Origin of the sequence: Nitratireductor basaltis (assembly GCF_000733725.1) — a bacterium.
Classification (GTDB): Bacteria; Pseudomonadota; Alphaproteobacteria; order Rhizobiales; family Rhizobiaceae; genus Chelativorans; species Chelativorans basaltis.
This window is the reverse complement of sequence record NZ_JMQM01000003.1, coordinates 224,328-250,455: the sequence shown is the minus strand read 5'-3', so window position 1 is coordinate 250,455 and position 26,128 is coordinate 224,328. Positions and strand designations below refer to the sequence as shown.

General features: G+C 61.6%; 24 protein-coding genes. 6 read left to right on the top strand and 18 right to left on the bottom strand.

Going from position 1 to position 26,128, the window contains the following annotated elements:
- Positions 1 to 5 precede the first annotated feature (5 nt).
- On the top strand, positions 6 to 1,073 hold the full coding sequence (locus tag EL18_RS17065; RefSeq protein WP_036487155.1) for a siderophore-interacting protein: 1,068 nt from the start codon (positions 6 to 8) through the stop codon (positions 1,071 to 1,073).
- On the opposite strand, the gene EL18_RS17060 is transcribed toward EL18_RS17065, so the two are convergent.
- The 5 genes from EL18_RS17060 to EL18_RS17040 all read right to left on the bottom strand — a co-directional run bounded on the left by EL18_RS17060 (position 1,070) and on the right by EL18_RS17040 (position 6,378).
- A complete protein-coding gene (locus tag EL18_RS17060; protein ID WP_036487030.1) occupies positions 1,070 to 1,984 on the bottom strand; it encodes an SMP-30/gluconolactonase/LRE family protein in 915 nt (304 codons plus the stop codon). The two genes, EL18_RS17065 and EL18_RS17060, sit on opposite strands and share 4 nt — an antisense overlap.
- Complete coding sequence (locus tag EL18_RS17055) at positions 1,981 to 2,940, bottom strand: ABC transporter permease (protein ID WP_036487028.1); 960 nt, start codon at positions 2,938 to 2,940, stop codon at positions 1,981 to 1,983. The genes EL18_RS17060 and EL18_RS17055 overlap by 4 nt, the downstream gene beginning before the upstream one ends.
- The gene (locus EL18_RS17050) at positions 2,937 to 3,872 is read right to left on the bottom strand and encodes an ABC transporter permease (RefSeq protein ID WP_036487026.1); all 936 of its coding nucleotides are present in this window, start codon (positions 3,870 to 3,872) and stop codon (positions 2,937 to 2,939) included. Before EL18_RS17050 ends, EL18_RS17055 begins: the two co-directional genes overlap by 4 nt.
- Positions 3,869 to 5,281: an ATP-binding cassette domain-containing protein gene (locus EL18_RS17045; protein ID WP_051914459.1), complete on the bottom strand. Its 1,413-nt coding sequence runs from the start codon at positions 5,279 to 5,281 to the stop codon at positions 3,869 to 3,871. The genes EL18_RS17050 and EL18_RS17045 overlap by 4 nt, the downstream gene beginning before the upstream one ends.
- Positions 5,282 to 5,361: 80 nt before the next feature.
- Positions 5,362 to 6,378 (bottom strand): ABC transporter substrate-binding protein, encoded by a 1,017-nt coding sequence (locus EL18_RS17040; RefSeq protein ID WP_036487024.1) that lies wholly within the window; start codon positions 6,376 to 6,378, stop codon positions 5,362 to 5,364.
- A gap of 225 nt (positions 6,379 to 6,603) precedes the next feature.
- Between EL18_RS17040 and EL18_RS17035 the strand changes: the two genes are divergently transcribed.
- On the top strand, positions 6,604 to 7,833 hold the full coding sequence (locus tag EL18_RS17035) for a GAF domain-containing sensor histidine kinase (protein ID WP_036487022.1): 1,230 nt from the start codon (positions 6,604 to 6,606) through the stop codon (positions 7,831 to 7,833).
- Positions 7,830 to 8,555: a response regulator transcription factor gene (locus EL18_RS17030; RefSeq protein WP_036487020.1), complete on the top strand. Its 726-nt coding sequence runs from the start codon at positions 7,830 to 7,832 to the stop codon at positions 8,553 to 8,555. Before EL18_RS17035 ends, EL18_RS17030 begins: the two co-directional genes overlap by 4 nt.
- On the opposite strand, the gene EL18_RS17025 is transcribed toward EL18_RS17030, so the two are convergent.
- The 13 genes from EL18_RS17025 to EL18_RS16965 form a co-directional block, all read right to left on the bottom strand.
- Positions 8,552 to 9,283 (bottom strand): RES family NAD+ phosphorylase, encoded by a 732-nt coding sequence (locus tag EL18_RS17025; protein ID WP_244444638.1) that lies wholly within the window; start codon positions 9,281 to 9,283, stop codon positions 8,552 to 8,554. The two genes, EL18_RS17030 and EL18_RS17025, sit on opposite strands and share 4 nt — an antisense overlap.
- Positions 9,280 to 9,693, bottom strand: a complete 414-nt coding sequence (locus EL18_RS17020; RefSeq protein WP_036487009.1) for an MbcA/ParS/Xre antitoxin family protein — start codon at positions 9,691 to 9,693, stop codon at positions 9,280 to 9,282. Before EL18_RS17020 ends, EL18_RS17025 begins: the two co-directional genes overlap by 4 nt.
- Before the next feature lie 87 nt (positions 9,694 to 9,780).
- On the bottom strand, positions 9,781 to 10,122 hold the full coding sequence (locus EL18_RS17015; protein ID WP_036487007.1) for a RidA family protein: 342 nt from the start codon (positions 10,120 to 10,122) through the stop codon (positions 9,781 to 9,783).
- Between the two features lie 2 nt (positions 10,123 to 10,124).
- Positions 10,125 to 11,237: an NAD(P)/FAD-dependent oxidoreductase gene (locus tag EL18_RS17010; RefSeq protein ID WP_036487005.1), complete on the bottom strand. Its 1,113-nt coding sequence runs from the start codon at positions 11,235 to 11,237 to the stop codon at positions 10,125 to 10,127.
- Between the two features lie 69 nt (positions 11,238 to 11,306).
- The gene (locus EL18_RS17005) at positions 11,307 to 12,662 is read right to left on the bottom strand and encodes an aspartate aminotransferase family protein (RefSeq protein WP_036487003.1); all 1,356 of its coding nucleotides are present in this window, start codon (positions 12,660 to 12,662) and stop codon (positions 11,307 to 11,309) included.
- Between the two features lie 4 nt (positions 12,663 to 12,666).
- On the bottom strand, positions 12,667 to 13,710 hold the full coding sequence (locus EL18_RS17000; protein WP_036487001.1) for a histone deacetylase family protein: 1,044 nt from the start codon (positions 13,708 to 13,710) through the stop codon (positions 12,667 to 12,669).
- A gap of 23 nt (positions 13,711 to 13,733) precedes the next feature.
- Positions 13,734 to 14,693: an NAD(P)-dependent oxidoreductase gene (locus tag EL18_RS16995; RefSeq protein WP_036486999.1), complete on the bottom strand. Its 960-nt coding sequence runs from the start codon at positions 14,691 to 14,693 to the stop codon at positions 13,734 to 13,736.
- Entirely contained in the window at positions 14,686 to 15,987 is a 1,302-nt protein-coding gene (locus tag EL18_RS16990; RefSeq protein ID WP_036486997.1) for an ArgE/DapE family deacylase, read from the bottom strand. The genes EL18_RS16995 and EL18_RS16990 overlap by 8 nt, the downstream gene beginning before the upstream one ends.
- A 213-nt stretch (positions 15,988 to 16,200) precedes the next feature.
- Entirely contained in the window at positions 16,201 to 17,829 is a 1,629-nt protein-coding gene (locus EL18_RS16985; RefSeq protein WP_081871295.1) for an ABC transporter ATP-binding protein, read from the bottom strand.
- A gap of 2 nt (positions 17,830 to 17,831) precedes the next feature.
- Positions 17,832 to 18,671 (bottom strand): ABC transporter permease, encoded by an 840-nt coding sequence (locus tag EL18_RS16980; RefSeq protein WP_036486993.1) that lies wholly within the window; start codon positions 18,669 to 18,671, stop codon positions 17,832 to 17,834.
- Between the two features lie 3 nt (positions 18,672 to 18,674).
- A complete protein-coding gene (locus tag EL18_RS16975) occupies positions 18,675 to 19,643 on the bottom strand; it encodes an ABC transporter permease (protein ID WP_036486991.1) in 969 nt (322 codons plus the stop codon).
- A 215-nt stretch (positions 19,644 to 19,858) separates the two neighbouring features.
- Positions 19,859 to 21,406 (bottom strand): ABC transporter substrate-binding protein, encoded by a 1,548-nt coding sequence (locus EL18_RS16970; protein ID WP_036486989.1) that lies wholly within the window; start codon positions 21,404 to 21,406, stop codon positions 19,859 to 19,861.
- Between the two features lie 84 nt (positions 21,407 to 21,490).
- Positions 21,491 to 22,282 carry a class II aldolase/adducin family protein gene (locus EL18_RS16965; protein ID WP_036486987.1) on the bottom strand — a complete coding sequence of 264 codons (792 nt, stop codon included), beginning with the start codon at positions 22,280 to 22,282 and terminating at the stop codon, positions 21,491 to 21,493.
- A gap of 243 nt (positions 22,283 to 22,525) precedes the next feature.
- Here EL18_RS16965 and EL18_RS16960 point away from each other — a divergent pair, with 243 nt between their 5' ends.
- The 3 genes from EL18_RS16960 (at position 22,526) to EL18_RS16950 (ending at position 26,088) form a co-directional block, all read left to right on the top strand.
- On the top strand, positions 22,526 to 23,266 hold the full coding sequence (locus tag EL18_RS16960) for a GntR family transcriptional regulator (RefSeq protein ID WP_244444637.1): 741 nt from the start codon (positions 22,526 to 22,528) through the stop codon (positions 23,264 to 23,266).
- Positions 23,267 to 23,357: 91 nt separating this feature from the next.
- On the top strand, positions 23,358 to 24,350 hold the full coding sequence (locus EL18_RS16955) for an LLM class flavin-dependent oxidoreductase (protein WP_036486985.1): 993 nt from the start codon (positions 23,358 to 23,360) through the stop codon (positions 24,348 to 24,350).
- 397 nt (positions 24,351 to 24,747) lie between these two features.
- Complete coding sequence (locus tag EL18_RS16950) at positions 24,748 to 26,088, top strand: substrate-binding protein (protein ID WP_036486983.1); 1,341 nt, start codon at positions 24,748 to 24,750, stop codon at positions 26,086 to 26,088.
- Positions 26,089 to 26,128: the final 40 nt, after the last annotated feature.

The following is a 26,128-nucleotide window of genomic DNA, read 5'->3' as shown; positions in this document are numbered from 1 at the left end:
ATGCCATGACAGGTTTCAAGGCCGAGACACGCATCACGCTCGATGACCCACAAGGGCTTCTCGCCCGCCTGCGCGAGCATATGGGCGAGCACGGCGTTGTCTCTGGCAATGAAGGCTGCTGGCGGGTGATGCTGGAGCTGGGCATTGCCGAAGCGCGGCTTGAGCCCGATGGCCTCGCCTTTACGGTTGAAGCGGAAGACGCGACCTCGCTGTCCTTCCTGCAATGGAGCGTGGCGGAGCATCTGCAGGAATTCACCGCCGGCGAATGTCCTGCAATTCGCTGGTTCGGTGGCATCGCGGCGGGCAGTCCCCTGCCCTATTTTCGCGAGATGGTGGTGCATGCCACGCGCCAGATCAGCCCGAAAATGCGCCGCATCACATTGCGGGGCAAAGATCTTGCCCGTTTCGCGGTCGGCGGCCACCACATCCGGCTGCTCTTCTCTCCGCGCCCTGGGGTCACACCCGTATGGCCCGTCATGGGAAGTGACGGGCGTCAGGCATGGCCCGAAGGCGAGCGCCCGCTTCTGCGCGTCTACACGATCCGCCGCATCGATGTGGAAGCCGGTCTGATCGACGTGGATTTCGTCCTGCATGAAGGCGATGAGATGCCCGGCGCGGGCTTTGCGGCCTCCGCGCGGCCCGGCGACATTGTCGGCATGATGGGCCCGGGCGGCGGCGGTCTTCCGGCTGGTGATCGCTTCATCCTGGCCGGTGACGAGACCGCCATTCCCGCAATTTCCCGTATGCTTGAGGAGATGCCGGAAAACGCTTCCGGCACCGTCTACCTCGAGATCGCCAATGACCGCGAGCGCCAGCAGCTCGTCTCGCGCGGCAATTTCCGCATCCATTGGCTGTCTCGCAATGACCGGCAGGCAGGCACGACCGATCTGCTTGAGAATTCGGTTCGCGGTGAGTGCATTCTCACCGGCCTGCGCGACGGCTCGTTTCTCTGGGTCGGCTGCGAGCACAAGGCAGCTTCCGCCCTGCGCGAATTCGCCAAAACCACGCTGAAGCTTCCCCGCGAACGCCACCAGATCACCGCCTATTGGCGGCGCGGCAAGGAAGGCGGTTAGGTCGGGACCGCCGAGCGCACATTGAGCCCGACCGAATAGACCGAGGTCGTGGCCGTGATGAACATGCGGTTGCCCCTCGGTCCGCCAAAGCAAAGATTGGCAACAACCTCCGGCACGAGGATCTTGCCGAGAAGTGTCCCGTCGGGCGCAAAACAGTGGACGCCGTCACCCGCAGAGGTCCACACATTGCCAAGATGGTCGACACGCATTCCATCGGGAATGCCGCAGTCGATTTCGGCAAAAACGCGCCCGCCCGAGACCGTCCCGTCCGCACCGACATTGAAGGCGCGGATGACAGCTGGCACTGTGTCATCGTGGCTGGCACCGGATTCGGCCACATAGAGCACGCTTTCATCCACCGAGAAGGCTAGGCCGTTTGGCTGGACGAAATCCGTGATGACGGCGGTCATATGCCCGCTTTGCGGATCGATGCGATAGACATTGTGGGTCGCCTGCTCCGGCTTCGCCTCATAGCCTTCGTAATCCGACAGGATGCCGTATGTCGGATCGGTGAACCAGATCGCACCATTCGATTGCACGACGACATCATTGGGGGAATTCAGCCGCTTGCCCTCGAAACTGTCCGCCAGCACCGTGCGGCTGCCGTCGATCTCGGTGCGGATCACCGAGCGGCTGCCATGCTCGCAGGTAACCAGCCGGCCCTGCCGGTCGCGCGTATTGCCGTTGGAATAGTTGGACGGCTGGCGGAAGGTTGAAACCTGACGGTCTGGCGTCAGCCGCATCATGCGTTCGGCAGGAATGTCGGAGAACAGAAGCACCTGCATGTCGGCAAACCAGACCGGCCCTTCCGTCCACTCAAATCCGGTAGCCACCTGATGCAGATGCGCATTGGGCTGGATCAGCGGGCGAAAGCGCGGATCGATGATCTGATACGGATTTGCCTGGCTCATCGCGAGCCCTCCTTTCCGGCCGCCGCGGCCACGATGGTGATGATGATGACGCCTGTCATGATGAGCCTGACGCCCGCACCCAGACCGTAGGAGTTGAGCATGGAGACGATCAGGAACATCAGGAGCGCGCCGCCCCAGATGCCCGGCACATTGGAATTGCCGCCCGCGATGGAGGAGCCGCCAATAACGACGACCGCAATCGAGATCAGAAGATATTCCGCACCCATGTTCAGTGCTGCCCCACCGGAGAAGCTGGCGAGCAGATAGCCCGTCAGCCCCGCCAACACGGCTGCGCCGATGAAAGTGGAAGCGAACATGAGCTGCACCGGTATTCCGCTCAGGCGCGCGGCTCGCATGTTCTGGCCGATGGCCGAAATCCAGCGGCCATAGAGCGAGCGTTCAAGAATGAACCAGGCGAGAACCGCAATCGCGATCCCCACCAGCGCGACATTGGGAATGCCGAGCGTCGCCCCGGTCGCGAAATCGCTAAGCGCCTGCGGCGGCTTGATGCGCAAACCGCGGTTCGACCAGATCGCGATGGACTGGTAGATGAAGGAGGCCGAAAGCGTCGCGATGATCGGCGGAATCCGCAATAGGCGGATCAGCAGATAGTTGAAGACGCCCGCACCGAAACCGACGCCAAGCGCCACCGCCAGCCCCGGCAGGATGAGGCTTGCGTCCCCGCCCATGAATTTCAGAGAGAGCGTTCCCGCAAGGGTCATGGTCGCGGGAATCGACAGGTCTACATTGCCGGGTCCGAGCGTGATGATGAACATCTGCCCGATACCGACAATCGCGGAGAAGGCCGCAAAGGTGAAGGCCGCGGAAAGCAGCTCGCCCCCGCCCCGCCCTTCGGTGAGCAGCAGGGTTGCGGCAAAGGCAGCCATGCTTGCCACATAGGCCCAGAACCAGGGCCTGCGCCATGTGGTGGAGAGGCTTTGCGAAAGCGTGTTCATGCCGCGCCTCCCTGTCCGCTTGCCTTGCGCGAAAAGATGAGCCGAACCGCCAGAACGAGGATCAGGATCGCGCCTTGCGCGCCGATCTGCCAGTCCGGCGACAGCCGCATGAAGGAAAGGAAGCTTCCTGCAAGGGCAAGGGTCAGTGCCCCAAGCACCGCGCCCACAGGCGAAACGCGGCCACCCGTGAATTCACCACCGCCCAGAATGACGCCTGCAATGGACAAGAGCGTATAGCGCAGCGCGATATTGGCGTCTGCCGAGGTTGTCAGTCCCACGAGGCAAACGCCCGAAAGTACGCCGAAGAAGCCGGCAAGCCCGTATGCCCCCGCCTTCAGCTTGGCGATTTCCCAGCCCGAGCGTGCGACGGCCTTGGTGTTACCACCCACGCCGCGCAGCAGCGTGCCGGTCGCCGAGCGCATGATGAGCAGATGCGTAAGTGCTGCAATCAACACACTTGCAACGATGGCCATGGGAACGAGAGGCGGTTTGACCGTCATGAGCGTGCGTATCCAGCCCGGTGCGGCTCCGCCCGGCGAGGGCAGGATGAGCACCGCAAGTCCGCCCCAGACGAAGGACATGCCGAGCGTGACAACAATGGCCGGCAACTGGCGCAGATGGATCAGCGCACCAAGTGCTGCATAGGTAAGGATCGAGGCACCGAGGATGAGGACACCAATCAACGGTGAGTCATTCAGGAATGTGGCGGTGACACAGGCCACGAAGCTGACGAATGTGCCGACCGACAGATCGATGTCGTTGACCATGATGATCATCATCTGCGCAATCGTTGCCAGTGCGATCGGCACCGCCAGATTGAACAGGAGATTGAGCCCGAAATAACTCATGGCGCGCGGCTGCAGGTAAAACACCGCAGCCAGAAGCACGCCCAGCGAGATCACGGGCAGAAGAATGCGGAATTTTCCGTTCATGCAGCGTGCTCCTGCATTTCGAAGGAGGCTGCGAGGATGTTCTCCTCATTGATCTGGTCGCCGGTCAGTTCGGCCGAGATCTCGCCATTGCGATAGACGAAGACCCGGTCGCACTGGCAGACCTCTTCCGTCTCGGTCGAATACCACAGGAATGTGCGGCCTGAGGCCGCCTCGCGGCGGATCATTTCATAGGCTTCGCGCTTGGTACCGACATCCACGCCGCGCATCGGGTCGTCCATGACGACGATGGGTGCGGTGGAGGCAAGCGCGCGGGCGAAGAGCACTTTCTGCTGATTGCCGCCCGAAAGCGAAAGGATTGGATTGTTCATGTCACCGGTTCGAATGCCGATCCGCGCCTTCCAGTCCGCGCCAAGTGTCTTTTCCGCGATACTGTCGACCAGCGACTTTTGCGTAAGGGATGGCAGATGCGTCAGCGTCAGGTTCTTCAGGATGGACCAGAGCGGCATGACGCCGTCGCGGCCACGGTCGCCAGCCACGAAAACCACTTCCGGCCTGGAGGCCTGGCGCATGGTTCCAGAGCGCGACATGAAGAAGCGCGACAGCGCTTCCGCCTGTCCGTGACCGGCAAGACCTGCAAGCCCCACGATCTCGCCGCTGCGGGCCGACAGCCCCTCGGATGTGGCCAGAACTTCTTCGCCGATGCGCTCCTCCGCATTCTCGCGCACAGCCGTCACGGCTTCCTGCGAAGCAACATGGCCCATGGCGTCGATGAGGCCTTGCTGGGTAAAGCCTGATGTGGGCCGTGAATCAATGATGCGGCCATCCTTCATCACGTCGATGCGGGTTGCGACCTCGAACACCTCGCCAAGCATGTGCGAAATGAAGATAACCGCGCCACCCCTGGCGCAGAAACCGCGCACATGGTCGAGAAGCTGACGGGCGATGGAGGCGTCGAGCGAGGATGTCGGCTCGTCAAGAATGACGAGTTTTGCAGGCGCGCTTGCCTCGGCAAAACCGGTGGCGATCTCCACCATCTGCCGCTCGGCGAGGGTCAGATCGCCCACCACCATGCCCGGCTCGATGCGGTGGCCGGGAAATATCTGGTCGAGCGCCTGTGCAATGCGCCTGGTCGCCCGCCTGCGCCAGCCCCAGCCTTTCAGGTCATGCTGGGGAATGCGCAGATTTTCCGCGACCGTCAGGTTCGGGCAGAGCGAAAGCTCCTGGAAAACGCTTCTGATGCCGGCTGCCCTTGCTCCTGCCGCGCCTGAGGCACTGCTGCCATCGGCAAGGCGATATCCAACGGTGCCCCCGGTCGGAGTGAGGCCGCCATTGATGACATTGACTGCGGTCGACTTGCCGGCTCCGTTATGCCCGATCAGCCCGACACATTCGCCGGGACTGATGGTCAGGCTCACCCCATCCAGCGCGCGCACCGCACCAAACTGCATGCGCACGTCGGAGAGGGAAACCAGTGGGGCAGGAGCCGGACTGCCGCTTGGGCTATCCGGCTTCAAGCTGTGCTCCCTTTTCAGTTGGCGTCGGCGATCACGGCCTTGGCGTCTTCAAGGCTGTATTCGACATTGGCCACGGAGCCTTCAGGCGTTGTTTCGAGCGCTTCGTCCAGCGTGTCCTGCGTCACCTTCAGGAATGGCACGGTCAAGTCCTTGGGCACTTCCGCACCGTCCAGAACCTGCTGTGCAACCCACAAAGCGAGCGTGGAAACACCCGGCGCGATGGATAGCGACAGCGTCTCATAGCCATTGGCATCGCGCTGCTCGGCCCACCACTTCATCTCGTCCTGGCGGTTGCCCATGACGATGATCGGCGTGTCACGGCCGGCAGCCGCAATGGCCTGTGCGGCGCCATAGCCGTCACCGCCCTGGGTAACCACGCCTTGAATGTCGGGAAGGCTTGGCAGGATACCGGCAACAGCCTTCTGCGCCACATCCTGCGCCCAGTCGCCATGCACCGCGCCGACGATCTCGAACTTGTCATACTCTTCTACGCCTGCTGCGATACCGGCGTGGATTTCGTCATCGACGAAAACTCCGGCGAGGCCACGGATCTCCAGAAGATTGCCGCCCTCCGGTAGACGACCGGCAAGATATTCCACCTGCTGACGGCCCATTTCCTGGAAATCGACCGCGATGCGCCATGCGCAGGGCTCGGTTACGATGCCATCGAAGGAAACGACGGTGATGCCTGCGTCACAGGCTTCCTTGACCGCACCGTTGAGCGCCGTCGGCGAAGCGGCATTGACGACAATGGCGTCATAGCCCTGCAGGATCATGTTCTGGATCTGCGCGGCCTGTTCGGTCGCCTGGTTTTCCGACGTGGTGAATGCGTCGGCGGCAGCGATCACGCCATCGGAGACGGCCTGGTCGCCGACCTTCTTCCAGCTCTCAAGCATGGCCTGACGCCAGGAATTGCCGGCATAGTTGTTTGAAAGCGCGATGCGCTTGTCGGATGTATCGGCCTGCGCGATTGCAGGCACACAAATTGCCACGAGCGCGGCCGCGCCCATGAGCTTGTTCCTCAAGGTCATAGTTCCTCCCATGGCGCAAGGCGCCTTTGCTCCAGCGCATCCATTTCTCCCATGCGCTGACAGGAAGCCTAGGCATCCGCTGTTATGTGGTAAAGCGCACGCAGCGCAGCTTGATTGCGGGAACCCGCAACTGAGATGCGGACCTGATCCCACAGTTTGCTTGCCGCCTGGGGCACGCTGCCCCAAAATCTGCAAACAACGGGATAAGCGGGAGGAGCTTGTCACATGGGACAGGAACAGGCGCTTGCGCGCGAGGAGGAGCCGAACCCGCTTCTCTCGCTCCTGCGCATATCAAGCCATCTCGCCGGGCAGGTGGAGATCAAATCGGCTCTGCGCGCGGTAAAGGCGGAGATCGAGAACCTGCTGCCGATCGACCATCTGGATGTCTGCCTGATCGATGATGAAGTGCAGTGGAACACGAGCTACGAGGTCGGCCTTCACACGCGCTGGAGCCTGCGGCGAACCTCGGTGCACATCTCGCCGGTGCGCTCGATACTCTATGGCGAGACGGACTACATGCTGACCGGCAATGCAATGGAAGACCCGCGCTACATGTTTCCCGGCGCAATCTCCGAGCCGATCCTGCGCCACCAGCTTCGAAGCCGCATCAATGTTGCGATGAAGGTGCTCGGCCGCACCATCGGCGCACTCAACTGTTCATCCAACAAGCCCGACCACTACAGCGAGGCGGATGTGGAGCGCATGCGCCATGTGGCTGATGTGCTGGCACCCTATTTCTATTCGCTGCGCGCAAACGAGCAGGCGAAACAGGCGGCGATCACCCGTGCGGAAGCGCAGGCACGCGAGGAAGGTCTGCGCCAGGGGGCGCTCGAACTCACGCGCGCGCTGGAGCAGGAACGCCAGCGCATCGGGATGGATCTTCACGACCAGACACTTGCCGATCTCACCCGCATCATGCGCGACCTGGAGCGGGCGGAGACCGTGCAGGAGCGCGCGGCGATCTCCAACCGCTTGCAGGACTGCATTCAGGATCTGCGCCAGATCATCGACACCGCCGTGCCGACCCTGTTGCAGATGTTCGGCTTCGTTCACGCATTGCGCATTCATCTGGAGCGTGCGGTTGGCGACGAGGGCGAGGTGGAAATCGCGGTTCATGACGAAACCCACGGGCTGATCGACCGGCTGGATGCAACTACGCGCATCGCACTTTTTCGCATTGCGCAAGAGGCCATCAACAATGCCGCAAGGCATTCCGGAGGAGATCGGATCGAAGTTCTGGTCGCGCCCCACGGCAAGGGGTTGAAACTCTCCATCCGCGATAACGGGGTGCCGCGCTTCGAGGACATCAAGGCCGCGGGCGGCCTTTCACATATGCGCACGCGCGCCCGCCTCATCGACGCGGCATTCAATATTCACACCGACACGGGCACCTCGGTGGAGGTCGTGCTCGCCAAGAGCGCTCCCTCCTCACGCCCTGCAAGGCAAGACGCATGAAGATCCTTCTCGTAGAGGACGACAAGTTCCATCTGAGCTATCTGCGCGAGGCAGTCACCCAAGCCATCCCCGAAGCGGACGAGATATTGCACGCGCTCAATGGGCGCGTAGGCGAGGAGGAAGCGCGCGAGCATGGCGTGGAAGCCATCGTCATGGACCTGCAAATGAAGGAGCGCAACGGCATTGATGCCGCGCGCACAATCTGGGCGGAGCGGCCCACGACGCGCATTCTCTTCTGGTCGAATTATTCGGACGAAGCCTATATGCGCGGGATCGCGCGCATCGTGCCCGCCGAGACATCCTATGGCTACGTGCTGAAAACCGCCTCGCGCGAGCGGCTGCATCTGGCGCTGCGTTCGGTGCTGGTGGAGAGCCAGATCGTCGTGGATCGCGAAATCCATTCCGTGCAGCAACGCCAGACCCGCACCCATGCCACACTCACCGACAGTGAATATGCGGTGCTGATCGACATGTCGCTCGGTCTGCCGGACAAATGGATCGCCAAGCGGCAGAACATGTCGCTGCGCACGGTGCAGAACCGGCTGCTTTCGCTCTATGACAAGCTCGGCGTGGATGATCTCGAGGAGGCTCCGGACGACCTGCCGATCAACAAGCGCACGCGCGCCTTTACCCGTGCACTCAGCTTGCGCGCGATCAATGCGGAAAGTCTGGAAAGTGCGGAGCGCGATCTGCGAAACTGGCTGCAGCGGATGAGCGGCTAGTCGCTGTCTGCCACGCGGAAGACCTGCCCCTCCTGCCCATCGCCGCGAATCTCGCGCACAAGGTCCACGCGGCTGCCGTCCCAATGATAGTCGAGATGACGCCCCTGCACGGGATTGGCCGCGCAATCGGGATAGAACAGGCCGGCGCAGGTGCCTTGCGGATAGCGCACACTTGGATAGACGACACCGTTCGAGCCTGACTTGTAGAGTTCGAGGCCGAGCCTCTGAGGCGCAGCGTAATCACTTTCGTGCAAACACGCCGTACCCTCTTCACCGCGCAGATCATGCAGCATGGCATCCACATCGAGCACGATCTCGCGGAATTGCGAGGTCCAGCCAGCAGGCTCCCTGGTTGCCGCCATGAAGCGGGCATGGTGGTGGATGGTTTCAAACAGCGCGACCTCAAAGCGGTCGCCGACATAAAGCACGCCGAACTGGCCTGCGCTGAAACGGCTCGGGCGGTCGGGGCTGACATGGGTGAAAGGCGCCATCAGCCATGTCGCACCGGGACCGGACACACGGCGGTCAGGCGGCACGAGATCGAGATTGCCGATGGTCTCCATCAGGCGCGGATTGGTCTTCTGCTCCGCCGAAATCAGAAGCGGCCAGTCGGAGGGGTCCGCGATATCCTCGAACAGATCGATCGGCGGATAAAGGCTGCGGATGATGCGCACCGCGCCTTTCCAGACAATTTGGCTTTCGGGAATGTCGGAGGCTTCCGGCGTCACCAGCCGCCCCGCTCGGCATCGAGATAACGCCGCACGCGCATGAGATCGGTCAGCTCACCGCCCAGCATGACATCAAGTGCGGTACGTCCGCCAAACGCCTCGTTCGCGCGGCTCACCCACTCATAGGCGCGTTGCGGCTCGCGAAAGATGATGCGCAATGCCTTGTGAATGCCGATCAGGTTGGACAGCCGCGCCTTCATGTCCCGGTCCATGCGGCCCGGCCCATCAGTCTTCCAGCGCGCATAGCTGCGCTGCGTCATGTCGAGTAGCGTGGCGGCCTGCTCCTCGGTCAGTTTCCAGCGGGCGAAGAGATTCACCACGGCACGAAACATCGCCGCCCCTTCCTCATCCGTGATGGGGGCGGGAACGAATTCGGCAGCTTTCGTGTCTATCGGCTGTAGCAGGACCATCTGCACCTCCTGTGCGGTACAGAGGAATATAGAGCATCGAATGCCAGTTGGCAAGAAAACCGAATTTCCCTGCCAACTGGCTTGGCATTACTTCGCGGCCGTGATGATGACTTCCACCTTGTAGTCCGGCGTTGCAAGCTTTGCTTCGCCGCAGGCCCGTGCGGGCGTGTTGTCCGGATCGACCCAGGCATCCCAGACCGCATTCATCTCGGCAAAGTCCTTCATGTCGGCAAGCCAGATGATCGCCTGAAGGATCTTGGACTTCGACGTTCCGGCCTCGGCAAGCAGCTTGTCGACGGAGGCAAGCATGTCTTCCGTCTGCTCCTTCACCGTCTTGCCTTCGCCGACCTGGCCGGCCAGATAGACCGTGTCGCCATGAATGACGATCTGGCTCATGCGCGGGCCCTTGTGATGACGTTCTACGCTCATGGTCAATTTCCCTCGTTGAAGCGTGTTGGTGAAAGCGGCTCTACCAGATGGTGGAGCTCGGGTGTGCGATTTTCGGCAAGTTCGGCTGCAAATTTCGAAAGGGCAGGCGCTGTCTGGATGCCATAGCCACCCTGACCGGCAAGCCAGAAGAAGCCTTCCGTCCCTCCGTCGAACCCGACCACGGGCGAGCGGTCTGGCGCGAAGGTGCGCAGGCCCGCCCAACTCCGCTCGACGCGTGTGACTTCCATGTTCACCGCCTGCTCGAAGCGGTGGAGACCTTCTGCCAGCACCATGTCATCGGCAAAGGCATCATGCGGGTCCACGGGGTCTTCATCGCAGGGCGACACGAAAAGCCGTCCGCCATCGGGCTTGAAGTAGAAATCTTCGGTCACCTCGTCGACCAGCGGCCAGTGCGCCGCGTCATAACCATTCGGCACGGGCAGAACAGCCATGGACCGACGCAGTGGCTGCAGGCCGACAGGCGCGACGTTGCACCGCCGCGCGAGTTCGTCCGCCCATGCACCGGCTGCATTGACGATAAGGTTCGCGGTGATCTGGTGATCCATCGTTTCGACCTGCCAGGAACCATTCGCTCGTTCGGCCCGCAGAACCTCCTGCCCGGTTAGCACCGAAGCGCCCTGCCCCTTCGCCTTTTTCAGCCAACCCTGATGCAGCGCGTGGACATCGATGTCCTGCGCATCTGCCTCGAATGCCGCAGCCTTCACGTAATAGGGCGAAAGAAGCGGCACCTTGGCAATCGCCGCATCCGCCGAGATCTCCTCGACGCCAACGGAGGTTGCCGCCAGCTTGCCGATCTCATGCGCGCGTGCGCCGTCAGCAATATAGAGAATGCCGCGCGGGGTGAGCAGCGGATGCGGGAAGTATTCGCTCTCAGCCTTGAACATGGGCCCGCTCGCCTCGTTGAGCGCGCGGATCGGGCCATTGCCGTAGTTGCGGATATAGATCGCTGCCGAACGACCCGTCGAGTGATAGGCAAGGTCGCGCTCCTGTTCGAGCACAAGCACCTTACGCCCTTCACCAAGGGCTGCCGCAAAGCCGATACCGGCCATGCCGCCGCCAATGACGAGGATATCCGTCTCGATCGCATCCTTCATGGCTTCCTCCCGGGTAAAAAAAGAACCCGGCAGACAGGCTGCCGGGTCAAAAGTCAGTCGTGCTGCTGTTCAGCCAAGATCTTTGGCAACGTCAGCCACCGCGGCTTCCGCGATGTCGAACATCTCGTTGACCTGGGCTTCGGAAATGATGAGCGGCGGGCAGAAGGCGAGTGCGTCACCCATATTGCGCGAGATGAGTCCACGCTCCTGCATGGCGCGGTTGATGCGTCCGCCCACGGCACCGACATCCGGTGCCTTTTCATGGGCGAATTCCACCGCTCCGATCAGGCCGATGCCGCGCGCTTCCACGGCCATGTCCTGCTCGCCAAGCTGCTTCAGGCGCTTCATGAATTGCGGGCTGATGTCCCTCACATGGGAGATCAGATCACGCTCCTCGATGATCTTGAGGTTTTCGAGTGCCACGGCTGCGCCGACCGGATGGCCGCTGCCCGTATAGCCGTGGCCCCAGACCCCGATCTTGTGGGACTCGTCGGCTACCGGGCCATAAACCTTCTCGTTCACCAGAAGGGCGGAGACCGGCATGTAGGACGAGGAAAGCTGCTTCGACAGCGTCATGATGTCTGGCTGCAGTTTGTAGGTTTCGGTGCCGAACATGTTGCCTGTGCGCCCGAAACCGCAAATCACCTCATCGGCCACGAAGAGAATGTCGTATTTCTTCAGGACCGGCTGCACCGCTTCCCAATAGCCGTCGGGCGGCACTATCACGCCGCCGGCACCCATCACGGGTTCGGCGAAGAAGGCGGCGATGGTTTCCGGGCCTTCCTTCAGGATCAGCTCTTCCAGGTCGACCGCACAGCGCTTCGCGAAATCCTGCTCGCTCTCGCCCTCCTTCTTCATGGTGCGGTAATGCGGGCAGGTCGTGTGCAGCACGCCCTCGATGGGCAGATCGAAGGAGCGGTGATTGTTGGGAAGGCCCGTAAGGCTGGCGGCAGCCAGCGTGACGCCATGATAGCCTTTTACCCGCGAGATGATCTTCTTGCGCTCCGGCTGGCCGAGCGCATTGGAGCGGTACCAGATCAGCTTGATCGCCGTGTCGTTGGCCTCGGAACCGGAATTGGTGAAATAGGCCTTGGACATGGGCACCGGAGCCATGTTGACGAGCTTTTCGGCCAGCTCGGCAGAGGGTCCGTGCCCCTTGTGGGTGAAGGTGTGATAATAGGGCAGCTTCTGCATCTGGCGCGTTGCCGCATCGATCAGGCGCTGCTCGCCAAAACCGAGCGCCACGCTCCACAGGCCAGCCATGCCCTCGATATAGCGCTTGCCGTTATTGTCCTCGACATAGATGCCCTCGCCCTTCTCGACGATAAGCGGGCCAGCCTCCTCGTGCTTGCGGGCATCGGTGTAGGAATGCAGGTGATAGGCGACGTCACGTGCCTCTATGGAATTGGGCAGTGGCTTGTTCATGGCATTACACCTCTTCGGGCGTTGCAGCCAACGCGTCGCGCGTGGCCGTCAGATAGATTTCCGCATTGTCCGTCAGCGACGGCCCCAGATAGCCACCTTCCTGAATGAGGGCGGTGGGCAGGCCAAGAGCCACGATTTCCCGCGCCATTGTGGCAAAGCCCTGGCCCGTCATCTTCACTTCCGAAAGCGGGTCGTCATCTGCCATGTCGAAGCCGAGCGAAATGACAATCGCTTCGGCACCGAAATCCCGGATCGCCTGCAGCCCCTCGCGGAAACGGCCAAGGATCGTGTCCACATCGGCGCCGGGTTGCAGACAGAGATTGAGCGTTGCGCCCACGCCCTCTCCCTCACCACGCTCGTCCTCATATCCGAGATAGTAGGTGGGATAGTTGGTGGGGTCGGTGTGCAGCGAACAGACAAACACGTCGCCGCGCTCATAGAAGATGTCGAGCGTGCCATTACCGGTATGGGTGTCGATGTCGAGCACCGCGACCTTGGAGAATTTCCCGCGCAACACCTGCGCGGCAATAGCCGCATTGTTGAAGGCGCAGAACCCGTTGGAAGCGTCCGACAGCGCATGATGGCCCGGCGGGCGGCAAAGTCCGTAGACGGCGCGCTCGCCAGCCTTCACCCGCTCCGCCGTCTCGACGGCCGTTTGGGCTGACCAGTAGATGGCTTCCCAGGTGCCTTCCGTCAGCGGCACGGAGGTGTCGGTCGCATACCAGCCAAGCTGCCCGAAAATGGACGCGGAAGGACGGCCTGCCCGTCTGCCCGGATGGCAGTTCGGGATTGGCTCCTGGTTGCCGGCTTCCGCCTTCCAGCGCTGATAGGCATCCTTCCAGAAATCGACGTAAGCACCATCATGCACCGCCCTGATCGGAGCTTCGCCGAAATCGCGTGGTGTCTCGATCGGGAAGCCGTTCTTCTTCAGCATGTCGCGGATCAGGATGGCGCGCTGTGGCTGTTCGGGATGGGGAATATAAGCCCCGCGCCGGAAATAACGCTCCGGATTGTGCTTGAGCTGACGCTCGTCAAAAATGGCCTTCATGGACCCTTCGCCTCCTCGAAAATTCAATAGCCGCTTGCGCGGTCGACAGCCGTGCGCGGGGTTTCGCCTCTGACAACAGCAAGTGCAGCCTCGCTCACCTGTTCGGCCGTCTTTGTGGGTGAGCATTCGCAAGCCTGATGCGGCGTGACGAGCACGCGTTCATCGCGCCAGAACGGATGTTCGGGCGGCAGTGGTTCGCGCTCGAACACGTCGAGAGAGGCACTGCGGACATGACCGGCATCAAGTGCCGCCACGAGGTCACGCTCCACCAGATGTTCGCCCCGCCCAAGCTGGATCAGCGCCGCCCCTTTCTTCATGGCCGCAAAGAAGCGCGCGTCGAGCAGGCCGCGTGTCTGGCGGGTGAGCGGCAGCACATTGACAAGAATGTCGGACACCGCAGCGACATCATAGGCCGAGTGTTCGCCTGCGTGATATTCAACACCGGCAACCGGATGGTCCGGCATCGAGCGCACGCCTGCCGCGACCTGGAAGCCCATGCCCATGACCGCGCGTGCAATGGCCTGACCCATCATCCCGAAGCCCAGGATGCCGACCGTGCATTCACGCGGCGGGATGAAGGCGTCGATGCCCAGCCGCGACCATTCCTGCCTGGCTTCGTGCCTGATGTGATGGCCCATATTGCGGTGGTGCCAGACCACATGCCACGCGGCGAACCCGGCCATGAAATCGGCCTGGTTCTCGTCGCGAATACGCGCCACGACGGCGTCTTTCGGCAAACTCGGGCAATTGACGATGGAATCCACGCCCGCCGCAATGGACGAGGCGAGCCTCAGATTGGGATAGGGCGCAAAGGCGTTGGCAGCTGGCAACCAGGCGAGCGCGAAGCGCACCTGTTCCGGATCGTCAATGTCCTCGGGCTTGCGCAGCCGCACCTCGTCCGCATGGGCTGCGAAATAAGGCGCATACATTGCTTCAAGATCCAGCGTCGTGGACAGATAGACGCCTTCGATCACCTCACCCATTCGCGCCCTCCGCCTCGATCGGTTCCACGCCGCACCAGTCGGCGATGAAAAGCGCAATTGCGCCGGTGACACGTTTGATGGACGAAAGGCTTACCCGCTCGTCAAAGCCGTGAATATTCTCGGTGATGGGTCCGTAGACGAGGCAGGGCATGTCCGCATAGATTACGAAGACGCGGGCGTCGAGATAGCCGGGCGTGACAAAGCTCTGCAATTCAGACGAGGTTGCGCGGCGGTGCGCCGCAGCAAGGGCCGCCTCCGCATCCGATCCCTCGTCCAGCACATAGCCGCGTGCGAAGAAGCCGTTCCAGGTAATCTTGGGCGGGCGGTTGCCCAGGAACGCGTCGCTTGCCAGTTCGCGCGCCAGATGCACCTCGATCTCTGCCGCACGCTCCTTCGGCTCGTCGCCGGGATAGATCGCGATGCGGCAAGAGATACGGCACCAGGCCGGAACGCTCGACGCCCAGTCGCCGCCCTCAATCTTGCCGACATTGAAATTGATCGGGTGCTCCAGATCCTCGAAATAGGGATAATTCGCCTTTTGCGCGTTCCACTCCTCGGTCAGCCGCTTCAGGCTTTCGATGACGCGGTAGGTCGCCTCGATGGCGTTCGCGCCGCTGCCTGCTTCGCGCACATGAACGGGATGGCCGGACACTTCCACATCAAACCAGAGCACGCCGCAATTGGCGCGCACCAGCATTTCGTCTTCCGGCTCGGGGATGATCGCGGCATCGGCCGTATAGCCTTCCACCAGGCAGGCAAGCGCGCCATTGCCGGTGCACTCCTCTTCGACGACGGACTGCACATGCACCTTTGCCGCCGGCTGGAGGCCCAGTCGCCGCAAGGCGTCGAGCGCGAAGATGTTGGCGGCAATGCCAGCCTTCATGTCACCGCCGCCGCGGCCATAAAGCCAGTCGCCGACGCGTTTGGGCTCATAGGGTGGTGACACCTCCCACATGTCATGCGGGCCTTCCGGCACCACATCCATGTGTCCGTTGAGGATCAGCGAGCGCCCCTTCGCCTCGCGCGGCTCATGCGTGGCTACGACATTGACCGCTTCGGAGTAATCGACTGCGACAGGCGAGAACCCCGGATGATCCTTGATCTTTTCTTCATCGATACGGAACGTCGTCACGTCATAGCCGCGCGCTTCCAGCGCCTTGTGCACGAAATCCTGCGCGGGCTTTTCCTTGCCGCGCAGCGAGGGGAAGCGGATCAGGTCTTCGGTGAAGCTAATCTGCTCTTCAAAACCTTCCTCGACGGCTGCGAGGATCTGTTGGGCGAGTTCCTGGTTCATTGCGGCTTGTCCGTGGTTGGTAGGTAGAGCCCGGCAGCACCCCCTCTGGCCTGCCGGCCATCTCCCCCACACGGGGGGAGATCAATCGCTGAAATCGCAGCTTCCTATCAGGATGGGGAGGTGCACCCAAAGCAGCCAATCTCCCCCTCGTGGGGGAGATGCCCGGCAGGGCAGAGGGGGGTCTCCCACGCGCAAACGCAAAAACACTTTCCCTCACCCCACAGTCACGGCCGCCAGATCCTTCTCGCGGCCGGGAATGGCCTCGATCAGGGACCGGGTATAGGCGCTTTTGGGGTTGTTGAAGATGTCATATGCCGGCCCAAGCTCCACCACCTCGCCCTTCTGCATCACCGCGATACGGTCGCAGATCTGGGCGGCGACGCGCAGGTCGTGGGTGATGAAGATGAGGGCGAGGTTCAGCCGCTCCTTCAGCTCGGCCAGCAGATCAAGTACCTGCGCCTGAATGGAAACATCGAGCGCGGAGACCGCCTCGTCCGCGATGATCACCCGCGGCTCCAGCGCAAGCGCGCGGGCGATGCCGATGCGCTGGCGCTGACCGCCGGAAAACTCGTGCGGGTAGCGATCAATTGCTGAGGCGTCGAGGCCGACGAGTTCGAGAAGCCGCTCCGCATTGGCATAGGCTTCCCCCTTCGAAACACCATGGGCCATCGGCCCTTCGGCAATGATGCGGCCGATCTTTGAGCGCGGATTGAGTGAGGCATAAGGATCCTGGAAGATCATCTGGATCGACTTGCGCGCCTCGCGCAGCGCCTCGCCCTTCAGCTTTGCCATGTCGTGGCCGCCAAGGCGCACCATGCCCTCGTCCGGCTCCATCAGGCGGACGAGACAGCGCCCGACGCTTGACTTGCCGGAACCGGATTCACCCACGATGCCAAGCGTTTCGCCTTCCGCAAGCGTGAAGGAAACATGCTGCACCGCCTTCACCACGCGCGGATTGCGATTAAAGAATCCGCCGCCCGTCACATAGGTCTTGCAAAGGACTTCCACCTCCAGCACCGGCGCCTTGTCGATGCCTGCCACCGCCTGATCTGTGGCCAGTGTCGGGATCGCGGCAATAAGCTTCTTCGTGTAGTCGTGGCTTGGATTGTCGAGCACCTCGTCCGCCGTTCCGGCTTCGACGATGCGGCCATATTGCATGACCGCCACACGGTCGGCGATCTCGGCCACGACACCGAAATCATGGGTGATGAACATCACCGCCATGCCGTGCTTCTTCTGCAGCACACGAATGAGTTCGAGGATCTGCGCCTGCGTCGTCACGTCGAGCGCGGTTGTCGGCTCGTCGGCGATCAGGATTTCCGGTTCTAGCGCAAGGGCCATGGCGATCATCACGCGCTGGCGCTGACCGCCGGAAAGCTGGAACGGATAGGCCCGCATGGCCTTTTCGGGATCGGGAATTCCGACTTCCTTCAAAAGCTCCAGCGCCCGAGCGGACCGCTCCTTCGGTGAAAGCAGACTGTGCGCCTCGAAGACCTCGGCGATCTGGTCTTCGATCCGCATCAGCGGATTGAGCGCGGACATCGGCTCCTGGAAGATCATGGCGATGCGCCGGCCGCGCAGATCCATGAGCTGGTGTTCCGAAAGCGTGAGCAGGTCGATGCCGTCGAACATGATTTCGCCGCCCACCGGCCGCACCAGATCGGGCAAGAGCCCCATCATGGCATTGGCAGACATGGATTTGCCGGAGCCGGATTCACCCACGATGCACAGGATCTCGCCCTTGTTGAGGTCGTAGCTCACATCGTCGACGGCAAATTCGCGGTCCGCACCTTCAGGCAGCGCGATGCGCAGCTTGCGGATGGAAAGGACGGGATTGCTCATCATCACTTTCCTTTCCGTGCAAGGCGCGGATTGAGCGCGTCATTCAGGCCTTCGCCGATGAGATTGAGCGCCAGAACCGTGAGCAGGATTGCCACGCCGGGGAAGAAGGACAGCCACCAGGCCTGCCGGATAACGGTGCGCGCCGCACCGATCATGTAGCCCCAGGACATCATGTTGGGATCGCCCAGACCCAGAAAGGACAGTGACGATTCCAGCAGGATCGCGGTTGCCACCATCAGCGAGGCCAGAACGATGATCGGCGAGATCGTGTTGGGCAGCACCTGCCGCATGATGATGGTGCCGCTTTTCTGGCCCGAAAGGATCGCCGCCTCGACATATTCGCGCGAGCGCAGCGACAGGACCTCGCCGCGCACCAGACGCGCCACGGGCGGCCAACTGACAATGGCGATGGCCGCAATGATGGAATAGATGCTCGGCTGGAAGATCGCGACAAGCACGATGGCCAGCGCGAAACTCGGCACGGTCTGGAAGAACTCGGTGAAGCGCATCAGCGCATCATCGGCCCAGCCGCCGAAATAGCCTGCAAGCGCGCCAATCGGTATGCCGATCAGAAGGGCCGCAACGGTCGAGACCAGGCCGACAAGCAGCGAAACCTGTGCGCCATAGGCGAGCCCCGCCATCACGTCGCGGCCAAGCGCGTCGGTGCCCAGCGGATACTGGTCCATGAAAAGCGGCGGCAGGAATGGCCGCTGCACCATGCGCCATGGCGACTGCGGAAAGACGAGTGGCGCGAGGATTGCGACCACCACCACGATGGCGAGGATGACGAGGCCGATAACGGCGCCGCGATTGCGGGAGTAGCGTTTCCAGAAATCCTTCATGGCTCAGCCCACCCGGATGCGCGGATCGACGAACCGGTAGAGAATGTCCGTGATCAGGTTGAACAGAAGCACCATGGCGGCGGAAACGAAGAAGACGCCCAAAAGCACGTTATAGTCACGCTGTGCGAGCGCCTCGAACATCAGCCGCCCGATGCCCGGCCACGCAAAGACCGTCTCTGTCAGCACCGCACCACCCACGAGCTGCCCCGCCTGCAGGCCTGCAAGAGTGACAACGGGAAGCATCGCGTTGCGGAAGATGTGGCGGCGCTGGATGATGCCGGGCTTCAGGCCCTTGGCCCGCGCAGTCTTAACGAAATCAAGCTGGCTCACCTCCAGCATGGAAGCGCGCGTCATGCGCATATAGACCGCCATGAAGAAGAGGCCGAGCGTGGTTGCCGGCAATATCAGGTGCTTGGCTATATCGAGCAGTCGCGCGAAACCCTCATGATCGGCACCGACCGTCTCATATCCGAAGCCCGGCAGCCAGTTGAGGTAGACGGAGAACACCAGCACCGCCATCAGCGCGGCCCAATAAAGCGGCGTGGCGTAAAACAGGAGCGCCAGCGTGGAGATGAAGGTGTCGGACCATTTGCCGACACGGGCAGAGGCCAGAACACCTGCGATCGTGCCGAGCGTCAATGCGATCACGAATGCCGTCAAAGTCAGGATGAGCGTTGCGGGCAACCGGTCGAAGATCAGGTCCGCCACCGGCATCTGCTGGCGGTAGGAAAAGCCTAGGTCAAGCTGCAACACGCCACCGAGATAGATGCCAAGCTGCGTCAGAAGCGGCTTGTCCAGCCCGAACTGCTCGCGCAGATCGGCGATGAATTTCTCATCCGCCGCACCGGCCTCACCTGCCATAACCGCAGCCGGGTCACCGGGTGCTGCATGGATGAGGAAGAAATTCAGGATCAGGATGGCGATCAATATGATCACCGCCTTTCCCAGTCGCATCAGGATAAAGCGTAGCATCGGGTCTCGGAACTGGCTGATCGTCTCATGAACGGGGGATGCGCGCAGTCACCCCCCTCTGCCTTGCCAGGCATCTCCCCCACAAGGGGGGAGATTATCGCTTCATCATTGTCGCGCCTCACCTGTCTGAAGGCTGTTCTCTCCCCTTGTGGGCGAGATGGCCGGCAGGCCAGAGGGGGGCGTGAAGAAAGCGAACTCCGGCGATTGGCTCCCACTCACTTCTCGATATACGCGTCCTTGAAGCCGTCGTTCACACCGATGGCGGTGGTGACGAGGTCCTTGACGTTGCAGCGATAGATCGTCGGGAAGCCGAGTTCGAGGAGCCATGCGACCGGCACGTCATCGGTCAGGATCTTCTGCAGCTCGGTGTAAATTTCCTGACGTTCCTCCGCCGTTACCGCGACAGCGGCCTTGGCGAAGAGCTCGTCGACCTTCTCGTTCTCATAGCCTTCGACATTGTTCCACTGGGAACCCTTGGCGATGTTGGAAGAGATATAGGTACGCGCCACGCCAAGTGCGGGATCACCATACTGGTAGAGATAGGTGAAGGCCATGTCGTAGTCCCACTCGGCCAGCTTCTGGTTCCAGCCGGCGACATCGGTGGAAACGATCTCGACATTGATGCCGACTTCACCGAGATTCTGCTTAACGGCTTCCGCCCAGCGCTGCCAGGTCTCGCCATAGGGAAGCGGCAGCAGGCGGACGGTCTCGCCGTCATAGCCCATTTCCTCGAGCAGCTCCTTCGCCTTGTCCGGATTATACTCGTAGGTGTTCACGTCATCGGTATAGAAGCGCGTGGAGGAGGAGACGGGACCGGTCGAAACCTTGCCCAGATCGTTCCAGAGCGCGGACTTGGCGAATTCGCGGTCCATGGCATACATTACCGCCTGGCGGAAACGCTTGTCGGCCGTCGGGCCTTCACGGTTGTTCAGCCACATCCAGGACAGCGGACCGAAATATTCCCAACCGGCGTCGGTGACGCAGGTATTGTCCATCTCGGTGATGCGCGGCACGTCGAAATTCTCGATGGAACCACCGGGAAGAATGTCGACCACGCCCGTCTCATAGGCAACCGCACGCGAGGCGGCATCCGGGATTACATGCCAATAGATCTCGTCGAGATAGGGCTTGCCTTCCTCATAGTAGTCTTCGTTCTTCGTGAGAAGAATATGCGAGCCCTTCACCCATTCCTCGAACTTGAAGGGACCGGTGCCGATCGGCGTGTTGTTCGCCTCGTTCGTCTTGTAGTCGGTGCCTTCATAAATGTGCTTCGGGATCATCGGCATGGTGCCGACCTCGAAGATGCCGAGGAACGGCCCGAAGGGCTGCTTCAGCTTGAAGACGACGGTGTAATCGTCGGGTGCAGTGATCGATTCCACATGCTCGAGAGAGGTGCGCAGGCGGGCATGGGTTTCGCGCAGGAACTGGTCGGCGGAAAAAACCACATCGGCAGAGGTGAAGGGCTCACCGTCATGCCATTTCACATTCTCATGCAGCTTGAACGTATAGGTCAGGCCGTCTTCCGAAACCTCCCACTCCTTGGCAAGCTGCGGCATGGGGTTGAGGTCGTTGTCGTAGCGCAGCAGACCCTCGTAAATGTTGCCGGCAACCATCTGGGTCGGGCCGTTCTGCACGAGACCCACCATAAGGCTTGGCGGCTCGGGCTGGATCACCACATTGGCGCGTCCGCCCGAGACGGGCTCGGCGTGGAGCGCCGTCGACACCAGAAGGGCGGCGGCTAATGTTGTCAGTCGTTTCAGCATGGCTTTTCGTTCCCCTGTTGGGCCGGCGCGGGCTTTTGCCTCTGTCTTTCCGGCAAGTGGCTTGCTGTTTGATGCGGGTGGCAGTTACTCGACCAGGTCAGGATAGTGCTTTATGGCAAGGCGCTGGAACGCCTCCCATTGCGGATCGGGTTTGTTGCCCGTGTGATGGCTGTCCCAGCCCTCATATTGCCTGGCAGTCTTCTCTGCGAGTTCAGGATCGATCCGCCGCTGCGTGCCGCCTGAAGACATGATGGCGAGTTGCGCACGGCAGGCGCGCTCCATGTTGAACATCAGCGCGAAGGCCTCGCCCACGGTGCGCCCGCAGGTGAGCAGACCGTGATTGCGCAGGATCATGACATTGCGGTCGCCAAGATCGGCGACCAGCCGCTCGCGTTCGCCCAGATCGAGCGCGATGCCCTCATAGTCGTGATAGGCCATGCGGTTGTAGAACTGCAGCGACCACTGGTTCAAAGGCAGGATGCCTTCTTCCATCGAGGAGATCGCGACACCGGCGACCGTGTGCGTGTGGAGAACGCAATGGACGTCCGGCCGTGCGGCATGGACAGCGGAGTGGATCGTGAAGCCTGCCTTGTTGATGCCCGCGCCGTACTCGTCGCGCAGGATGTCACCATTGATGTCCACGGTCACAAGGCTAGAAGCCGTCACCTCATCAAAGCGCAGGCCGAACGGATTGATCAGGAAAGCGTGCTCGCCCTCATCTGCCGGTGCGCGGCTGGAGATATGTGTGAAGATGCTGTCGTCAAGATTGTAATGCGCGATCAGCCGGTAGGCTGCCGCCAGTTCGATCCGCTCGCGCGGCTGTGTGGAGCCGGGTGCAACTGATTCATTCGCCGATTCGAGCCGGTGCGTGCTCATGGGTCCCCTCTTCCTGAGATGACCGCGCCTTTTATGCTTCTTGTTGTTCTTGGCGCAGCCGATTTCGTGCGTCAGGCAAACACAGGCCAGCCGCAGTGTCAATTGTCGACAATTTGCAAAAATGATGTAACCATCGTGGAAAACGGGTGCAGGACGTCGATCCTGCCACCATAAGTCGATAAGCAGCCTGGAAGACTGCTGGGGCGTGAGAGCCCTTGCAACTGGCCTAAGGGGAATGAGCGGATGGACAAGCAGGCAGATCAGCCGGAGATGGCCGCAGCCAACGGGGAAGACGAACCCGCCACCGGGGTCTTCCACACGATCTCTTCGACCGATCTCGTCACCCAGATTGCCCGCCAGATCACGGAAGCCATCGTGTCCGGCAGCCTGCGACCCGGCGCCCGTCTGACCGAGCTTCAGCTGTCACGCGAATTTGGCACCAGCCGCGCCCCGGTGCGAGAGGCTGCAAGGCTGCTTGAAAGCCAGGGGCTCGTGGTATCCAGCCCGCGCCGCGGTTTCTTCGTGCGCACACTCGAGCCGCAGGATCTCCACGACATCTATGAATTGCGCATCGGGCTGGAAGTCCATGCCGCTCTCCTGGCCGTGGACCGTATAACCGAACCGGAACTTGATCGGCTGCAGCGCCAGATCCAGAAGATGTATGCGCTCGCCGACGAAGGTTCGCTCGAACAGCAGATCATGGAGGATTTCACCTTTCACCGGCTGCTCTGCGCGGCAAGTGGCAATCGAAGGCTATTGAAGGTCTATGACGAGCTGGCCACGGAAATGCGCTGCGGCATCGCGCTGATCGGCCGCCTTTTCGACAGCGCCCACCGTCTGGCCGAAACGCACGAGCCGGTACTGGATGCCCTGCGTGAACGCAATGCGGAAAAGCTGACCGCAGCGGTGCGTTATCACATCGTGGAAGCGCAGCATCAGGTGGTGGAACTCTTCACCGAAATCAGACGCCGCACCAATCCGTGACGTGTGAAGCACCGTCCATTTCAACATCGGGGGTTGGGATGGTCCTGAACAATTCCCATATGGCCGTCAACGAAGACTGAAGGCCCACCGCATGATCCCATATTCCCTGCTCGACCTCGCACCCGTGCCCGCCGGCCTCACCGTCGCGGATGCACTGAGAAACACGCTCGATCTGGCGCAACATGCGGAAGAATGGGGCTATCACCGCTACTGGCTGGCCGAGCATCACAACATGCCCGGTATCGCAAGTGCCGCGACTGCCGTCCTGATCGGGCAGGTGGCGGCCGTTACCAAGCATATGCGCGTGGGCGCTGGCGGCATCATGCTGCCCAACCATGCGCCCCTCGTCATTGCGGAGCAGTTCGGCACGCTCGCAACACTCTATCCGGATCGCATTGATCTCGGCCTTGGCCGTGCGCCCGGAACCGACATGGCGACCATGCGCGCGCTGCGCCGCGGGCGCGATCACGCCGACGGCTTCCCCGGCGATGTGGTGGAGCTTCTGCAATATTTCGACCGCGTGGAGCCGACGCCGCAGGTGCGTGCCATTCCCGGTGAAGGTACGGGCGTGCCATTGTGGATCCTCGGTTCCAGCCTCTACGGCGCCCAGCTTGCCGCGCATCTGGGACTGCCCTACGCCTTCGCTTCCCATTTCGCGCCCGCCGCACTCGAACAGGCAGCCTCCGTCTATCGCCAGAGCTTCCAGCCATCGAAGTTCCTCGACAGACCGCGCTTCATGATGGCCATGAACGTCTTTGCCGCCGACAGCGATGAGGAGGCCGTGCGCCTCAAAAGCTCCATGCAGCAGGCCTTCATCAATCTGCGCTCCGGCCGCCCAGGCCCCTTCCCCGCGCCGCTTGACGACATCAGCGCCCATTACGACGCGTCCATTCTCGCCGCCGTGGAAGAGGCGCTCAGTGTTTCGGCCACGGGTGAGAAGGAGACGGTGCGCGGTGAAATCCAGAAGCTGATCGACCTTTACGCGCCGGACGAAGTCATCATTACGGGCCAGATCCACGACCATTCCGCAAGACTGCGCAGCTTCGAGATCGCGGCAGAGGTGATGCGGGAATTGCGGGGGTAGTTGTGGGGCTTGGTGCCCTTTCGCGGCCCCCTCTGTCCTGCCGGACATCTCCCCCACAAGGGGGGAGATTGGTCGTGGAGAGCTTCACGCTTTCCTTTGATAAAGAGGAGCTGCATTGAACGCAGCCAATCTCCCCCCTTGTGGGGGGTGAGTAGCGGTTTACCGGAGGTCAAGACAAAGCCAACGATTTGGCTTTGTCAGCGCTCGAACGCGCGGAGCGAAAGCGGAGCGCAGCCTGGCAAGGCAGAGGGGGTGCCCCCTGCCGCCGCCCCCCCTCACACGCATTAAACCATGGTCTTATTGCGTGAAGCCCAGAATCCGCGAACATCTCATCCCGGCAGCAATGCCATGAACCGTGCTGGCCTGATGCCAGCTGGCTCTCAATGGGAGGAGAAATATGAAATTCGACAGGATCAACCGGCGCGTCTTCCTGAGAAGCACCGGCATTATCGGTGCTGGCCTGGCCATGCCGACGATTTTCACCAGCCAGTCCAAGGCCCAGGATTTCTGTAACAATCCGACGGGATCCAGCGTGGTTCTTGGCTTCAACTGCCCGCAGACCGGTCCCTATGCAGAGGAGGGCAAGGACCAGCTCAAGGCATATCAGCTCGCGGTCAAGCACCTGAATGGCGAAGGTGACGGCGGCATGCTGAACACCTTCAAGGGCTCGGCGCTCAAGGGCAACGGCATTCTGGGCAAGAAGGTCGAATATGTGACCGGCGACACCCAGACCAAATCCGACGCCGCACGTGCATCGGCCAACCGCATGATCGAACGCGACGGCGCGATTATGATCTCCGGCGGCTCGTCCTCGGGCGTTGCCGTGGCCGTGCAGTCGCTGTGCCAGGACATGGGCGTCATCTTCATGGCAGGCCTGACCCACTCCAACGACACGACCGGCAAGGACAAGAAGAAGAACGGCTTCCGTCACTTCTTCAACGCCTATATGTCCGGTCAGGCCATCGCGCCGGTGCTGGCCGAAAACTACGGCAAGGACCGCCGCGCCTACCACCTGACAGCCGACTACAACTGGGGCTGGACGCAGGAAGAATCGATCAAGCAGGCGACCGAGGCTCTTGGCTGGGAGACCGTCGAGGCCGTTCGCACCCCGCTCGGTGCCGCCGACTTCTCGCAATATCTGACACCGGTGCTCAATTCCGGCGCGGATGTTCTCATCCTCAACCACTACGGCAATGACATGGTGAACTCGCTGCGTCAGGCCGTGCAGTTCGGTCTGCGCGAAAAGCAGGTCAACGGCAAGAATTTCGAGATCGTCGTGCCGCTCTTCTCCGAGCTCATGGCGCAGGGTGCAGGCGACGCCATCAAGGGCATTTTCGGCACGGCCAACTGGGACTGGCAGCTCGACAATGAAGGCACCAAGGCCTTTACCAAGTCGTTCGGCGAGGAATATGGCACGCCGCCCTCGCAGGCCGCCCATACCGGCTATGTGCAGGCGCTGCTTTATGCCCATGCCTGTGAGACCGCCGGCACATTCCATCCCGAAGGCGTCGTTCAGGCCCTTGAAGGGCTGGAATTCGACGGTCTTGGCAACGGTCCAACGACCTATCGCGCCGAGGACCATCAGTGCTTCAAGCCTGTGCTCGTCGTGCAGGGCAAGGAAGACCCGCGCGACAAATATGATCTGTTGCAGGTGGTCAAGCAGGTCGAGACGGATGTCGTGAGCTACGACCCGTCCATCTTCGGTGGCGAACTGGGGCCTGTCTCCTCCCAGTGCTGATCCGCCGAGAATGAAACGGGCGGTCGGGCGGAGAAGATCC

Coding starts and splice junctions, on each gene's coding strand:
- EL18_RS17005 (WP_036487003.1), bottom strand. CDS start 12,662: ATGAACAAGCCACTGCCCAATTCCATAGAGGCACGTGACGTCGCCTAT.
- EL18_RS17045 (WP_051914459.1), bottom strand. CDS start 5,281: ATGCAGTTTGGTGCGGTGCGCGCGCTGGATGGGGTGAGCCTGACCATC.
- EL18_RS17060 (WP_036487030.1), bottom strand. CDS start 1,984: ATGAGCCAGGCAAATCCGTATCAGATCATCGATCCGCGCTTTCGCCCG.
- EL18_RS17050 (WP_036487026.1), bottom strand. CDS start 3,872: ATGAACGGAAAATTCCGCATTCTTCTGCCCGTGATCTCGCTGGGCGTG.
- EL18_RS17055 (WP_036487028.1), bottom strand. CDS start 2,940: ATGAACACGCTTTCGCAAAGCCTCTCCACCACATGGCGCAGGCCCTGG.
- EL18_RS16975 (WP_036486991.1), bottom strand. CDS start 19,643: ATGCTACGCTTTATCCTGATGCGACTGGGAAAGGCGGTGATCATATTG.
- EL18_RS16965 (WP_036486987.1), bottom strand. CDS start 22,282: ATGAGCACGCACCGGCTCGAATCGGCGAATGAATCAGTTGCACCCGGC.
- EL18_RS16960 (WP_244444637.1), top strand. CDS start 22,526: ATGGACAAGCAGGCAGATCAGCCGGAGATGGCCGCAGCCAACGGGGAA.
- EL18_RS16995 (WP_036486999.1), bottom strand. CDS start 14,693: ATGGGTGAGGTGATCGAAGGCGTCTATCTGTCCACGACGCTGGATCTT.
- EL18_RS17035 (WP_036487022.1), top strand. CDS start 6,604: ATGGGACAGGAACAGGCGCTTGCGCGCGAGGAGGAGCCGAACCCGCTT.
- EL18_RS17000 (WP_036487001.1), bottom strand. CDS start 13,710: ATGAAGGCCATTTTTGACGAGCGTCAGCTCAAGCACAATCCGGAGCGT.
- EL18_RS16985 (WP_081871295.1), bottom strand. CDS start 17,829: ATGAGCAATCCCGTCCTTTCCATCCGCAAGCTGCGCATCGCGCTGCCT.
- EL18_RS16955 (WP_036486985.1), top strand. CDS start 23,358: ATGATCCCATATTCCCTGCTCGACCTCGCACCCGTGCCCGCCGGCCTC.
- EL18_RS17040 (WP_036487024.1), bottom strand. CDS start 6,378: ATGACCTTGAGGAACAAGCTCATGGGCGCGGCCGCGCTCGTGGCAATT.
- EL18_RS17015 (WP_036487007.1), bottom strand. CDS start 10,122: ATGAGCGTAGAACGTCATCACAAGGGCCCGCGCATGAGCCAGATCGTC.
- EL18_RS16990 (WP_036486997.1), bottom strand. CDS start 15,987: ATGAACCAGGAACTCGCCCAACAGATCCTCGCAGCCGTCGAGGAAGGT.
- EL18_RS17020 (WP_036487009.1), bottom strand. CDS start 9,693: ATGGTCCTGCTACAGCCGATAGACACGAAAGCTGCCGAATTCGTTCCC.
- EL18_RS16950 (WP_036486983.1), top strand. CDS start 24,748: ATGAAATTCGACAGGATCAACCGGCGCGTCTTCCTGAGAAGCACCGGC.
- EL18_RS16970 (WP_036486989.1), bottom strand. CDS start 21,406: ATGCTGAAACGACTGACAACATTAGCCGCCGCCCTTCTGGTGTCGACG.
- EL18_RS16980 (WP_036486993.1), bottom strand. CDS start 18,671: ATGAAGGATTTCTGGAAACGCTACTCCCGCAATCGCGGCGCCGTTATC.
- EL18_RS17030 (WP_036487020.1), top strand. CDS start 7,830: ATGAAGATCCTTCTCGTAGAGGACGACAAGTTCCATCTGAGCTATCTG.
- EL18_RS17065 (WP_036487155.1), top strand. CDS start 6: ATGACAGGTTTCAAGGCCGAGACACGCATCACGCTCGATGACCCACAA.
- EL18_RS17010 (WP_036487005.1), bottom strand. CDS start 11,237: ATGAAGGATGCGATCGAGACGGATATCCTCGTCATTGGCGGCGGCATG.